At 35.6% G+C, this 14,260-nt stretch carries 15 protein-coding genes; 8 read left to right on the top strand and 7 right to left on the bottom strand.

Annotation, left to right across the window (positions count from 1 at the left end; all coding sequences use genetic code 11):
* The first annotated feature begins 10 nt into the window (after positions 1–10).
* Together AM499_RS20935 and AM499_RS20930 are read left to right on the top strand one after the other, a co-directional pair.
* Entirely contained in the window at positions 11–1,921 is a 1,911-nt protein-coding gene (locus tag AM499_RS20935; RefSeq protein ID WP_053592009.1) for a heavy metal translocating P-type ATPase, read from the top strand.
* Positions 1,922–2,131: 210 nt separating this feature from the next.
* Positions 2,132–2,317 (top strand): hypothetical protein, encoded by a 186-nt coding sequence (locus AM499_RS20930; protein ID WP_053592008.1) that lies wholly within the window; start codon positions 2,132–2,134, stop codon positions 2,315–2,317.
* 152 nt (positions 2,318–2,469) lie between these two features.
* On the opposite strand, the gene AM499_RS20925 is transcribed toward AM499_RS20930, so the two are convergent.
* The 3 genes from AM499_RS20925 to AM499_RS20915 form a co-directional block, all read right to left on the bottom strand.
* Entirely contained in the window at positions 2,470–2,907 is a 438-nt protein-coding gene (locus AM499_RS20925; protein ID WP_082355331.1) for a GlcG/HbpS family heme-binding protein, read from the bottom strand.
* 113 nt (positions 2,908–3,020) lie between these two features.
* Positions 3,021–3,968, bottom strand: a complete 948-nt coding sequence (locus tag AM499_RS20920) for a YihY/virulence factor BrkB family protein (protein WP_082355330.1) — start codon at positions 3,966–3,968, stop codon at positions 3,021–3,023.
* A gap of 26 nt (positions 3,969–3,994) precedes the next feature.
* The gene (locus AM499_RS20915; RefSeq protein WP_053592007.1) at positions 3,995–4,378 is read right to left on the bottom strand and encodes a hypothetical protein; all 384 of its coding nucleotides are present in this window, start codon (positions 4,376–4,378) and stop codon (positions 3,995–3,997) included.
* Between the two features lie 187 nt (positions 4,379–4,565).
* On the opposite strand from AM499_RS20915, the gene AM499_RS20910 reads away from it, so the two are divergent.
* Both AM499_RS20910 and AM499_RS20905 read left to right on the top strand, forming a co-directional pair.
* Positions 4,566–5,933 carry an alanine/glycine:cation symporter family protein gene (locus AM499_RS20910; protein WP_053592006.1) on the top strand — a complete coding sequence of 456 codons (1,368 nt, stop codon included), beginning with the start codon at positions 4,566–4,568 and terminating at the stop codon, positions 5,931–5,933.
* Positions 5,934–5,995: 62 nt separating this feature from the next.
* A complete protein-coding gene (locus AM499_RS20905; RefSeq protein WP_053592005.1) occupies positions 5,996–6,217 on the top strand; it encodes a DUF1128 domain-containing protein in 222 nt (73 codons plus the stop codon).
* A gap of 45 nt (positions 6,218–6,262) precedes the next feature.
* On the opposite strand, the gene AM499_RS20900 is transcribed toward AM499_RS20905, so the two are convergent.
* From AM499_RS20900 to motA, 4 genes are all read right to left on the bottom strand, one after another.
* Positions 6,263–7,174: a pseudouridine-5'-phosphate glycosidase gene (locus tag AM499_RS20900; RefSeq protein ID WP_053592004.1), complete on the bottom strand. Its 912-nt coding sequence runs from the start codon at positions 7,172–7,174 to the stop codon at positions 6,263–6,265.
* Entirely contained in the window at positions 7,171–8,271 is a 1,101-nt protein-coding gene (locus AM499_RS20895; RefSeq protein ID WP_053592003.1) for a PfkB family carbohydrate kinase, read from the bottom strand. Before AM499_RS20895 ends, AM499_RS20900 begins: the two co-directional genes overlap by 4 nt.
* 661 nt (positions 8,272–8,932) lie before the next feature.
* Entirely contained in the window at positions 8,933–9,700 is a 768-nt protein-coding gene (motB, locus tag AM499_RS20890) for a flagellar motor protein MotB (RefSeq protein ID WP_053592002.1), read from the bottom strand.
* Positions 9,684–10,487 (bottom strand): flagellar motor stator protein MotA, encoded by an 804-nt coding sequence (motA, locus tag AM499_RS20885; RefSeq protein ID WP_053592001.1) that lies wholly within the window; start codon positions 10,485–10,487, stop codon positions 9,684–9,686. Before motA ends, motB begins: the two co-directional genes overlap by 17 nt.
* Positions 10,488–10,678: 191 nt before the next feature.
* On the opposite strand from motA, the gene AM499_RS20880 reads away from it, so the two are divergent.
* The 4 genes from AM499_RS20880 (at position 10,679) to AM499_RS20870 (ending at position 14,243) form a co-directional block, all read left to right on the top strand.
* Positions 10,679–11,911, top strand: a complete 1,233-nt coding sequence (locus AM499_RS20880) for an aminopeptidase (RefSeq protein WP_053592000.1) — start codon at positions 10,679–10,681, stop codon at positions 11,909–11,911.
* A 90-nt stretch (positions 11,912–12,001) separates the two neighbouring features.
* Complete coding sequence (locus AM499_RS22295; protein ID WP_256363939.1) at positions 12,002–12,136, top strand: hypothetical protein; 135 nt, start codon at positions 12,002–12,004, stop codon at positions 12,134–12,136.
* Between the two features lie 267 nt (positions 12,137–12,403).
* The gene (gene mreBH / locus AM499_RS20875; RefSeq protein ID WP_053591999.1) at positions 12,404–13,411 is read left to right on the top strand and encodes a rod-share determining protein MreBH; all 1,008 of its coding nucleotides are present in this window, start codon (positions 12,404–12,406) and stop codon (positions 13,409–13,411) included.
* A gap of 262 nt (positions 13,412–13,673) precedes the next feature.
* Positions 13,674–14,243 carry a beta-class carbonic anhydrase gene (locus AM499_RS20870; protein WP_053591998.1) on the top strand — a complete coding sequence of 190 codons (570 nt, stop codon included), beginning with the start codon at positions 13,674–13,676 and terminating at the stop codon, positions 14,241–14,243.
* Positions 14,244–14,260 lie beyond the last annotated feature (17 nt).

Genomic DNA, 14,260 nt, shown 5'->3' with positions numbered 1-14,260 from the left:
AGGTATTTACATGTCTACTATAAACGAAACAAATGAGAATCCATCATTTTTAAAATCTCTATTTCCCCATATGGAGCTAATTGCCGCTCTCTTCTCTGGAGTATTAATTCTCGGTGCTTGGTTGCTAAGTAATGCTGGCCAAGAGACAGCTTCTATCGTATTTTATTTGTTAGCATTTGTCATTGGAGGCTTCGCTAAAGCAAAAGAAGGAATAGAAGCAACCATTGAAGATAAAGAATTGAATGTGGAAATGCTGATGATTTTAGCAGCGATTGGTTCTGCTATTATTGGTTATTGGACGGAAGGTGCAATATTAATTTTTATCTTTGCTGTTAGTGGTGCACTTGAAACCTATACAATGAACAAAAGTAAAAAAGAAATTTCTTCCCTCATGAAATTACAACCGGATGAAGCTTGGAAACTAAACAGTGATGGCTCTACAATCCGTGTCTCCGTAAACGAACTTGTAGTCGGAGATCAATTGATTGTCAAACCTGGAGAAAGAATACCTGCAGACGGAATCATTGTAAATGGTTTTACTGCAGTAGATGAAGCTGCAATTAGCGGTGAGTCTATTCCTGTTTCCAAAAAAATAAATGATGAACTATATGCGGGTACCGTGAATATTAGTGGCGCTATTACTATGGAGATGACAAAAGCAAATGAGGATTCACTTTTCCAAAAGATAATCCAACTTGTACAATCTGCCCAAGATGAAAAATCTCCCGCACAACAATTTATTGAGAAATTTGAAGGTACTTATGTAAAATTCGTATTGCTTGGCGTGGCAGTTATGATGTTTCTTCCACATTACTTGCTTGGTTGGGACTGGACGACCACGTTGTATAGAGCGATGGTTTTATTGGTAGTAGCATCACCTTGTGCTCTTGTAGCTTCTATTATGCCTGCAACACTTGCAGCTATTTCAAATGGAGCCAAAAGTGGGATATTATTTAAAGGTGGAGTCCACTTAGAAAATGTCAGTGAAATGAAAGCAATTGCTTTAGATAAAACAGGTACATTAACGCAGGGCAAACCAGTTGTAACAGACTTTTTTGTTCGAGAAGATTTAGATCGGATAGCAACTCTAACATTACTGGCAACTATTGAAACGCAGTCGAATCACCCACTTGCACAAGCAATAACTTCCTATGCCAAATCAGAAGGAATTGGTCAACTTCCCCTTATTCATATTGAGGATAAACCTGGATTTGGGTTAGAAGCAACTATTGATGGTCAAACAATCATTGTGGGAAAACCTGAATTTGTGAACAAAAAGGATGCATTTGCTTTCCAAAATGGTATCGCAGCTACATTAGCTGATGAAGGAAAGACTGTCATCTTCATGCGAGATCAACACGGAATTGCAGCTGCTGCCGCTTTGAAAGATACAGTACGGGAAGAAGCAAAAGAAGCCATAAAGTTACTTCAGTCACTTGGAATAAAAACAGTGATGCTAACAGGAGACAATGAAAAAACAGCGAAAGTGATTGCTAAAGAAGCAGGAATCGATCAATATATCGCTGAATGTCTACCTGAAACGAAAGTAGAACATTTGAAAGCATTATTGAAAGAGTACAAATTCGTTGGAATGGTTGGGGATGGCATTAATGATGCTCCAGCACTAGCGACTGCAACAACTGGATTTGCTATGGGTGAAGGAACAGATGTAGCACTTGAAACTGCTGATGTAGTTTTAATGAAAAATGACTTATCGAAAATCGCATATGCAGTTAAAATGTCTCGAAAAATGCAAAGAATTGTTAAACAAAACATCGTCTTTTCTATTTCGGTTATAGGCGTTTTAATTATCTCAAACTTTCTACAAGCAGTTGATCTTCCACTTGGAGTTATCGGTCATGAAGGAAGCACTATTCTAGTAATCTTAAATGGTTTAAGAATGTTAAATAGAAACATTTAAAAAAACACTCCTAAATAATCGTAGAACTCAAAAAGGACTTCTTATAGTCCTTTTTTGATTTGTTCTTGAACAAAAGCCTCCGTAGTCGAACAAGGGAGTTATTGTACTCACTCAAAACGGTATTGTATTCGAATTACCCTCGTGAATCGCAATTGGTTCAACTTACCTTTCATTTGTACATATACTGTACTAAAGAGGAGGCGAAATAGAATGGATCGATTTATTCTTTTAATGTTAGCTAGTATATTAGCTGGTTTTGCATTATTAAAGGTTCCCTTAGAAGGTACTTTCTTAGCAGGTTTAGAGCAAATAATTAACTTAATCGGTATTTTAGCAATTGTTATTTTCTCTCTTTTCCTAATTTTTAAAGGTTTAATGGCACTGCTGGGGAAATAAAAAGTTGCACCACTAATTGCTAGGACAAACAGACAGCAAACAATAACAAAAATGTAAAGAGACTATGCAAACTGTGGGTATACCCCTTGTACATAGCCTCTTTACATTCCTATATAATTTGTTGGCATTTTTTATTACTAATTAAGACAAAATCATTGATCATTTGTGTTTGTTCGAGTAAAAGTCATGCTTTCAAATAAACGAACTGCTGCATTAGCTACTTCAATGTCTTGTGCGCTTGTTGCTCCACTTACCCCTATACCCCCAACTATCCTTTTATTGTATATAAGCGGAATTCCTCCACCCAATATGACAATTCTCCCTTGGTTTGTTGTATTAATTCCAAAGGATGGCCCTCCAGGAAGTGCTGCATTAGCGAGATTAGCTGTTGGTACTTGCAAAGCAACACTGGTCCATGCTTTATTAACTGCTATATCGATTCCGGCGATTTTAGCATTATCCATTCGATGGAAGGCTATCAAATTTCCTCCTTCGTCAACAATTGCTATATCCTCTGTAATGCCCATCGCCATTGCTTGTTTTTCTGCAGCTTCTAATAGTGCTTTTGCAGTTCTAAGAGAGATAATCAATAATTGTGCCCCTTTTTACTTTTTCTTTATTTTATGAACAAATTGATTTTCCGTTACGAAAGTTAATAATTTTTTATGAATAAAAGGTATTGAAAAATAAAAAAACAGAAGGGCTAATGCCCCTCTGCTTCTTTTTGTTCTAGTGCAATTTTTCTCTCTTGCATCACCGCATTCACTTGCCCACCTACAAGTAGCATTATTCCGGAAATATATAGCCAAAGCATCATAACGATGATTCCCCCAATACTTCCATACGTAGAGGAATAATTTCCGAAGTTACTAACATAATAGGAGAATGCTAACGAAACAACGATCCATCCAAAAGTTGCAAAGGCTGCTCCTGGAAAAACGCTTCTTAAAAATAATTTTTTATTTGGTACAATCCAGTAAAGAGCAGCTAATATTAAAAACATAATAATCGGACTTATTGTCCATCTTATATTATTCCATAGCTTTATAAAACTCTCTTCAAAACCGAAATAAGAAAATAGAATAGTTCCGATTTGCTGACCAAAAACTGGTAGAACAAGTGCAACAACCAATAAAAATATTAAAAGTAATGTGAAGACAATCGATAAACCTCTCACAATAAAAAAAGGTCTCGTTTCATCTAGATTATAAGATCTATTTAATGACTTAACAATTGCATTCATCCCATTGGATGCTGACCAAATAGTACCTATAATCCCGAAGGATAATAGTCCTCCATTTCGGTATTGCAAAACATCCGAAACTGTATCTTCAATTAGAATATAAACATCTTCTGGAGCATAGTTTTCTAGAAAGCGAAAAACTTGTGCCTCGTCCAAATTTAAATATGGCAATAAGGTAACTAGAAAGATAATCATTGGAAATAATGATAATAAGAAAAAATAAGCTAGCTGAGCAGCAAGACCAGTAATATCTGTTTCCTGAATATGTTTAATCAGATGCTTCACGTATCCTGACCATGTAGTTAAGTCTTGCTTCTCACTTTTTTTCTCTTCTTTCTTTTCATACCATTTAGTGGAGGACGAAGTGTTTGTTTCAGATACTTCTTTATTTAAATGATTATGTTCCACCTCATCCCCACCTTTCTTATGATTTATTACTTTTTTTCTTCATAAATACTTGTATATTCCGGTTCCGGGACAACAATTGATTTGTACTCGTCTTTTGACTGTGAAAATGCATCTTTCGTGTCAGTCAGTAAAGTTTTCACTTGAGGAGTCATTTCTTTTACCTCGTTTACTTTTTGAGATAAATACTTAGCATCCGATGAAAATTGATCATAAAATGCCTTCCATTTTGTCACTTGGGATTCAATGTTAGTTTTTAATTCTTCACGGTTTTTACTGTAGTATACAATTTCATTTCTAATATATCTTGATTTGTTCATAACAGAATCTCGAGTCTTTCTATCCATCATTGTTATTGCACCACCAAGTAGTGCACCATACATAATTCCTTTAAATAATTTATTTTCACTCATATTCTTACCTCCATTTTTCGCTATATCTGTATTCAATTATACCCTTGTCATAATGGAATAAAACAAATTAATTGAAAAATAGTCTTGACTATATCTCTGAATTTTAAGAACATTGGTAATAAGTAAAAAACAATATAGAAAGGGAGCAAGACTTGAAAAGTAAAATTATAATGGGGGTTAATAATCGATGGAGAAATTAAATGAGTTTTTAGGAAGTGTATCATCTTTTTTATGGGGCATACCACTCTTAATATTAATCGTAGGGACAGGTATTTATTTAACAATTCGAGTAGGATTTTTACAAGTTAGGCTTTTACCTATAGCTTTGAAACTAGTATTCTCTAAAAAGCATGATAAGTCAGCAGAAGGAGATATTTCACAGTTTCAGGCACTTACAACTGCGCTTGCTGCAACAGTAGGGACAGGGAACATCGTCGGAGTAGCTACGGCAGTAGTTCTTGGTGGACCGGGTGCAGTTTTCTGGATGTGGTTCTCCGCATTTTTCGGTATGGTTACGAAATATAGTGAAGCTATCTTAGCAGTAAGATATCGTGTAAAAGATGCAAATGGTCAAATGGCTGGTGGTCCTATGTATTACTTAGAACACGGACTTAAGCAAAAATGGCTGGCAGTTTTATTTGCAATCTTTGGTGCGATTGCAGCATTCGGTATTGGAAATGGAACGCAATCTAACTCCGTTGCCGGAATTGTAGATGCAACATTTGGTATTGATACATGGATTACTGGAATTATACTTACAGTATTTACTGCACTTGTTATTCTTGGTGGGATTAAATCAATTGGTAACGTTACTGCTGTATTCGTACCAGTTATGGCATTGTTTTATTTATTAGCTGGTTTAATTGTTATGGTTACAAATATCACCGCAATTCCAGAAGCATTCGCTACTATCTTTAGAATGGCATTCTCTGGTGAAGCTGCTGCTGGTGGTGCAATTGGTGCCGCTATTCGTTATGGTATTGCACGCGGTGTATTTTCCAATGAAGCTGGTTTAGGTTCTGCTCCTATTGCTGCTGCCGCTGCAAAAACAGATCTACCAGGACGACAAGCACTTGTTTCTATGACACAAGTATTTTTAGATACATTCCTTATCTGTTCAATTACTGGTGTGACAATCGTTATGTCTGGTCTATATCTAGATACTGGACTTGCAGCCGATGAGTTAACCTCCGCTGCCTTCGGACATTTCTTAGGTGAATGGGGACCTATAGTTGTAGCTATCGGGTTAATATTCTTTGCTTCTTCTACGATTTTTGGATGGGCTTATTATGGAGAAAAATGTTTCCAGTACTTATTTAAAAGTCCTTCATTGTTAATTGTTTATCGTATCGCTTTCGTAATTATGGTATTTATTGGTTCAGTTGTTTCTCTTGATTTAATCTGGACTTTCTCTGACATTACCAATGCATTAATGGCAATTCCGAACTTGATAGGATTACTCGGGCTCTCAGGGGTAGTTGTATATGAAACAAAGCGCATCCAAGATAAATTGAAAGAAGAAAAATTAGCGCAGAAAGCTGAGAAATCTATTTAGTAATTGACAATCGTTGCGTAGCGTGAAATGATACTTAATGTATGAAAGGTAGGTACAAAAAAATGAATTTATCTGAGCCTTCGGTTGAAAATGTTACGTATATGATTGAAACAATAAAAGAAAAGCTTCGCATGGTAAACGTTGATGCAATGAAATCAGAACATTTTAATGCTAGCCAATATGAAGATTTAGTTTACCTATACGAAATGGTTAGTAAAAGAGACTCTTTTTCTCCAAGTGAAATGCAAGCCATTGCTGCTGAATTAGGTAATTTAAGAAAATAAAATGAAAAAATCCTTCACCCATATTAAGGTGAAGGATTTTTTATTTTAAAGATTATTCAATTCAACTGCGATCTTCGCTCCAACTTTTGCATTGTTATAAACAAGTGCAATATTCGACGCTAAGCTTTTACCTTCTGTTAATTCTTTTACTTTTCCAAGTAAGAATGGTGTTACGTCTTTCCCTTTAATACCATTTTCTTCTGCTTCTGTTAAAGCTTTTTCAATGATATTGGTAATATACGCTTCGTCCAAAGAATCTTCTGCTGGGATTGGATTCGCAATGATTGCTCCTCCATTTAACCCTAATTCCCATTTCACTTTTAGCATTTCTGCTACTTCCTTCGGCTCATCCAAACGGAAGTTTGAATTGAATGCACTTGTTGCGGAATAAAATGCTGGAAACTTGTCCGTCTGGTAACCTACTACAGGAACACCTTTAGTCTCTAAATATTCAAGTGTTAGACCTATATCTAAAATAGATTTTGCTCCTGCACATACAACCGCAACATTCGTAGAAGCTAGTTCTTCCAAATCCGCAGAAATGTCCATTGTTGTTTCAGCACCTCTGTGCACTCCACCAATGCCACCAGTAACAAACATTTTAATACCCGCTAGCTCAGCACAGATCATTGTTGTAGCAACAGTTGTCGCTCCGATTTCTTTCGAAGCTACCACGTAAGGAAGATCTCTTCGTGATGTTTTTCGTGCATTGCTACTAGTACCTAAAGTTTCTAATTCCGCATCGGATAGTCCAATTTTGATTTTACCTTCCATTATTGCAATTGTGGCAGGAACTGCACCATTATCACGAATAATCTGTTCTACAGTTCTAGCCATTTCAACGTTTTGTGGGTAAGGCATACCATGTGAAATAATAGTTGATTCTAAAGCAACAATAGCTTTGCCTGCTGCCATTCCTTCTTCTACTTCTTTTGAAAATGTTAAAAATTCTCTCATGATAGATATTCCTCCAATTCATTATTTAAAATTACATTTGAAAGCTCTGTTCGAACTGTTTCAGGAGATTGTAATGTTTTACTTGCATTGACCATTCCTGCATTCAATGCTGACTCCATTGTTAATCCTTCCAACCAAGCATGAATCGTACCAGAAACAAAAGCATCTCCAGCGCCAGTGACATCAACAACTTCGCTCACTTCTATCGCGGGTACGATTATCCCATCGTTAGAACTACTAGCATACATAACTCCTTTGTTACCTTGAGTGATAACAACATGTTTAATACCCTTCTGCACAAAAATTTGAGCAGCTTGTTTCCATGTATCTTGATCTATTATCTCCATTTGTAAATAGGCTTCAGACTCATCCTTATTCAGAATAAGCAATTCTATTCCTTCTAATTCATCTGGCATTCTCTCCATTTTAGGAGATGAGACCGGAATAATGGCTAATGGAATATTCTTGCCAATCGATAAATTTCTTAAATATTCAATGACTTCCTTTGGACAATTCATATCTACAATTATTAATTGAGCGTTTGTGAGATAAGCTTCTTGTCTTTTTATATATTCTACGGATAACTCATCATATATTTCCATATTGGCTAATGCTAATAGCATTTCACCTTCATTATCTAATATGGCTGAATACGTTCCCGTTGAATAGTTGGCAAGTTTCTCTACTGAAAATAGGTTCATCCAATGACTAGATGCTTTTTCAATAATTTGATATTCCATATCATTGCCGACTACAGATAATAATCGAACACTATGCCCAAGTCTACCTATGTTTTCAGCGATATTTCTTGCTACCCCTCCAACACTTTGCATGCTTATTGTCGGATTAGAAGTACCCATCTGTAATTTACTTTTCACTATATATTTTCGGTCTACATTAGCACCTCCAATACAAATAACCTCTTTGTTTTCAGGAATAATATATGCTCTCCCTGTGATTTTCCCATTTTTAATTAATTGAGAAATCGTATTTGCTACTGCAGGTCTAGACATCTGGAGATTATCAGCTATTTCTTGTTGTGATGCGTAAGGATTATTTTTAAGGTACTGAAAAACTTGAAGTTCCTTCTGTTGCATGTTTCAACCCTCCTTCAAATACAAACTTTTGTTTTAATTATAAACTTTTGTTTAAAAAAGTCAAAACAAAAACTGACAACTTTATAAAAAAGTTGTCAGCTCTCATTGAATACATAAGTCAGCTGGCTAATCGGTCTCATTTATTATATTAATTTACTGTCATTATTTCCTATTACCACAAGATTATTCATCTTAAGTATATAGAATATTCGACTATACTAAATAATGTCTTCCGATAAATAATAAAATCGTTGAAACGGCTCCCTTTCCGCGGGCGTTGCCTTAGCCTCCTAGGCCAACACGATGTTGGTCATGCAATCGTTGCCGCAGGATGCGGCGAACTTAGATTGCCTTCTTCTCAACTGCGGGGTCTTCGGCTAACGCTATTCCCGCAGGAGTGTCGCCTTTTTCAACGATTTTCTATAAATACTAATTGAAAAAATAAAGTGATAAAAACTTGCTCTAATAATTCATGATCGTGTCGGCCTAAGCGGCTCGTCGCTCACACGTGGCGAGCGGTAAGCTTTGGAAAACCGATCTATCCTTTATAAAGATAAATTCGAGTTTGTTTACAATCTGACTCACAACTTATAAAAAAGTTGTCAGCTTTGATTAGTAAGATTAACATTCCAAGATGTCACTTTAGGCTTTTCGACCGATATTATTTTGGTTCGTCGTTTAAAGTTCCATCTTCCAATACGCGTGGTTGAATTAAAACTTCTACACGTCTATTTTTTGCCCGACCTTCAGCAGTATCATTTTTTGCTACTGGTTTAAATTCACCATACCCCTTTGCACTAAAATAAAGGGGATCAATTGTATTATTATTTACTAAAATCTTCAAAAAATTCACTGAACGCATAACACTTAGTTCCCAGTTAGAAGAAAATTCACTACTGGAAATTGGAACATTATCCGTATGTCCTGTTATGACAACATGTCGAGGGGGATCAAACACTAATAGATCGGATATATCTTCAGCAATTTGGCGATACTGTGGATTTACTTCCGCTTCACCTGTATCAAACAAAATACTATCTCGAATTGTTACTAATAGGCCTTCATCCGTTAATTTTGTAGCGAATTGCTTTTCTAATGCATTCACAGCAATATATTCATCTACACTATCTTGAATCTCTGACAATGCTTGTTGGTCCTCAATGTAAGCCGAACTTTGCTCATTACCATTTGTTTTATTTGGTGTAACCGGTACGTCTAAAGGAGAAGGATTTTCCATTAATCCTACTCCGCCATCAAACACTTGACTAAAAACTTGGGACATCTGCTCCAGTTTTTCCTGATCCACTGTACTAGATGCAAATAAAACGATAAACAAAGCTAACAATAAAGTTAAGATATCCGCATAAGGAAGAAGCCATGATTCACTCATTTCCTCTTCTTCTTTATGTTTCTTATGCTTCTTTGCCAAGGCCAGCCTCCCCACTTTCATTTAAAACTTTTTTTCGCTCCGACATAGAAAGATATGAAGCTAGCTTTTGTTCGATAACTCGTGGAGAATCTCCTTCTAATACAGAAAGAATACCTTCTAACATCATTGTTTTTTGACGTATTTCTTGCTTAGATTTACGTTTTAATTTATTTGCAAATGGATGCCAAAGAACATATCCAGTAAAAATCCCTAGCAAGGTTGCTATAAAAGCGGCAGAAATGGCGTGCCCTAGTTTTTCTATATCGTTCAAATCACCCAAAGCAGCTATTAATCCAACTACGGCTCCTAGAACCCCTAAAGTAGGTGCATAAGTACCAGCCTGTGAGAAAATATGTGCTCCACCTGCATGTCTTTCTTCCAATGCATCTATCTCTTCCGTTAATACATCACGTATATAATCTGCATTCTGACCATCAATCGCAAGTGTCAAACCGTTTTTTAAAAATGGATCTTCTACTTCCGTTGTCTTACTTTCTAATGCAAGCAATCCTTCTCTTCGAGCTAAATCAGCCCAGCTAGAGAACATTTTAATAACCTCATAATCAGGCAATAACTTAGTCTCTTTAAATATAACTCCAAAAAGCTTTGGAACGCGTTTTAACTCATTCATTGGGAAACCTATAACAATTGTAGCGATTGTTCCAAAAATGATAATTAAAATAGCTGCAGGATTAAAAAGAGCAACTAATGGAACCCCTTTTAAAACTATCCCAACTAATAAAGCAACAAATCCTAGTACAAGACCAATTACGGTAGACTTATCCATTCATTTACCCCCACATTCTATATCTGTCATTTATTTCGGCAAATTTATATATTTTTTAATATTAAACTTCCTTTTGCATAATATAATTTCATAAAATATGTACTATCTATGTCTTTTAGCCTGGAATATTTTGTGTTCATACGTCATAAAAACTGATATTATGAAATTAAATACAGAAAGGAAGTCGAAATATGTCATCTTTTAATGAAAACTTAAATAAGTACGCTGCTTTGGCTGTAGAAGTTGGAGTTAATATTCAACCAAGTCAAAATTTATTTATCGCTGCTTCAATTGATAGCGTAGAACTCGTTCGATTAATTACGAAAAAAGCATATGAAATTGGCGCTAACCAAGTTTTTGTAGATTTTTCAGACGATGAAATTACACGCTTACGTTATGATTTAGCTCCTAAAGATTCATTTGACATCTTCCCATCATGGAAAGCACAAGAAAAAGAATTATTAGCTGAACAAGGTGCTGCTTTCATGAGCATTATAAGTCAAAGTCCAGATCTTTTAAAAGGAGTGGACACAAATAAAATTGCGGCATTCCAAAAAGCGGCAGGTACTGCATTAAGCAAGTATCGTCAATACACACAATCTGATAAAGTAAGCTGGACAGTTATCGCTTCACCTTCTAAGGCTTGGGCAAGTAAGGTGTTCCCAGAGGTTGCCGAAGAAAAACAAGTTTCTGCTTTATGGGATGCAATTTTTAAAGCGGTACGTGCAGATTTAGAGAATCCAGTGGAAGCTTGGAAAGAGCATGACGAATTACTTCATACTAAAGTAGATTACTTAAATGATAAGAACTATAAAAAACTACACTATACAGCACCAGGGACAGATTTAACGATCGAGCTTCCAAAAGGTCATCTATGGTGTGGAGCTAGTAGTGTAAATGAAAAAGGAAACGATTTCATGGCAAATATGCCTACAGAAGAAGTTTTCACAGTTCCTTTAAAAACTGGAGTAGACGGGTACGTAGCTAGTACAAAACCTTTAAGTTACGGAGGAAATATCATTGATAATTTCACAGTAACATTTGAAAAAGGTCGTATTGTGAAAGTGGAAGCTGAACAAGGTCAAACTGTGTTAGAGAATCTTGTTGCGACAGACGAAGGCTCTCACTATTTAGGAGAAGTAGCGTTAGTCCCACATGATTCACCTATTTCTAATTCAAACTTATTATTCTATAACACGTTATTTGACGAAAATGCTTCTAACCACTTAGCAATCGGAAGTGCATATGCATTTTGCATAGAGGGTGGTAAGAAAATGAGTCGAGAAGAACTTGCACAAAACGGACTGAATGAAAGTATTACTCATGTAGACTTCATGATTGGATCAGAAAAAATGAATATCGACGGAATCAAAGAAGATGGAACGATTGAACCAATCTTCCGCAATGGAAATTGGGCTTTTTAATCTACCAACTAGATTTCTATAATATTCTACTTACTTTTTATACTATTATAAGTTATAATGATAATATCATGACTAGTGAGGTGTTTAATAATGGGCTTATTCACAGTTACAGTTCTTGGAGTTGCTGGTGGTATAGGAGTAGTAGGCTACGTAATTCTTAGCTACTTTGCAAAAGCAATGAACTCACATGATTCAATTACAGTTGATCCAAAACCTTCAAAATAATTCAAACAACCGCAATTATATTGCGGTTGTTTTTTTATTGGTGAATAGTTTAAAGTTGATACTATTTCTCTTTTTCTTTTCATTTTCAATACAACTTTATGTCAAATCAATGACCAACAAGGTCTATCTATTTATTTTAAACAAAACTAACAGGATAAACGCACTATTATCTTTTGAAACAATTGTAAACTTCCAAAAAGTAACAAATGGCAATCCCTCCTTTATCCTTTATACTAAATAAGTATGATTGAATGGGAGGTTTAATATATGTTTTCAAATACTCATATTGGAATAGATTTAGGAACAGCAAATACATTAGTATATACAAAAAGCAAAGGCTTACTTTTAAATGAACCGACTGTTGTCGCAATAAACACTAAAACAAAAGAAATTATCGCATTTGGTGAGAAAGCAAAACAAATGATCGGTAAAACACCAGCTTCTATCGAAGTTATTCGACCTTTAAAAGATGGTGTCATAGCGGATTTTGATGTTACGACAGAATTATTAAAACTGATAATGCAAAAAGCTGGCAAGAAGCTAGGCACTGCTTTAAGAAAGCCGACTGTTATTGTTTGTACCCCCTCTGGTGCTACATCCGTTGAACGCAGAGCAATCCAAGATGCGGTTAGACAAAGTGGAGCAAAAGAGGTCCAACTGATGGAAGAGCCGGTAGCTGCAGCAATTGGTGCAGGACTTCCTGTAAATGAACCAGTTGCAAGCATGGTGGTTGATATTGGTGGTGGTACTACAGAGGTTGGAATTATCTCATTTGGTGGAGTTGTTGCTTCCAACACTGTAAAAGCTGCTGGAGATAAAATGGATGAAGCTATTATCAATTTTATTCGTAAAGAATATAATATTTTAATTGGAGAACCAACTGCTGAAGAAATTAAGAAAACAATCGGACATGCATTGGTGCCACATTCAGTAGAACAAATGGATGTAAGAGGAAGAGATGTTGTTACAGGCTTACCAAAAACAATACATCTTTCATCTACACAGATTCAGGGAGTTTTAGCAGAATCACTTGAAACTATTTTAGAAACTATTAGGGCTACATTAGAAATTTGTCCTCCTGAGTTGGCTGGTGATATTGTAGATCATGGCGTTGTATTAACAGGTGGAGGCGCTCTATTAAAAGATATGAAAGAGTGGCTTTCAACAGTTATTGAAGTACCTGTTCATATTGCCCCTGAACCTCTACAATCAGTAGCTATCGGTACAGGAAAATCATTTTTTATCTCTGAGAGAAAACAAAGAGTAGCAAAATAAAGAATTGGCGCTGTTAATCATACATATTGTCATTGACGAAAATTCGCTTGCTTTCCGCGGAAGTCTCGCTAATTTTCACCACAATAAAAAACGACAATCTTATTAATAGTGCCAAATAATAAAAAATGCCACTCAAGTTCTCTCTCCTGAGTGGTTTTTTCATGAAAATTTATTAATAGTTATTACACTAAAAAACATAATAGAGGAAATTTCAATTGCTTTCATATAAAATAATAATGTAGAAAATTGAAGGGGGAATTCCATGCCTAGTTTAAAAGAAATATTAGCTTACAATGAATCCTTTGTACAAAATAAGTTGTATGAACCATTTTTAACGACAAAATTTCCAAATAAACGAATTGTAATATTAACATGTATGGACACAAGGCTCGTAGAAATGCTACCTAAATCCATGAACTTTAAAAACGGTGATGTTAAAATTGTAAAAAGTGCTGGTGCTGTTATAAACCATCCGTTTGGTGGCATCATGCGCAGTCTAATCGTGGCAGTTTATGAACTTCAAGCGGACGAAATATACGTTATTGGTCACTATGATTGCGGTATGAGTGCTATTCAAACAGATAAAATCATCGGCAAAATGACTACAAGAGGTATAGATCCAAAAATATTTGATATATTGAAGAATTCCGGGGTAGAAGTAGAAAAATGGTTAGAAGGTTTTTCTGATGTTAAAGACAGTGTTTTACATAGCGTCGATATGATTAGAAATCACCCACTAATGCTTGGTAGCATACCTGTTCATGGGCTCATCATTGATCCTAATACTGGTAGATTAGATTTAGTGAAAGATGGCAATCTCGACGTAAAATAGATTATTTCCCGGGAAAT

It is taken from the genome of Bacillus sp. FJAT-22090 (assembly GCF_001278755.1).
Taxonomy (GTDB): domain Bacteria; phylum Bacillota; class Bacilli; order Bacillales_A; family Planococcaceae; genus Psychrobacillus.
This window is presented reverse-complemented; position numbering and strand designations above follow the sequence as displayed.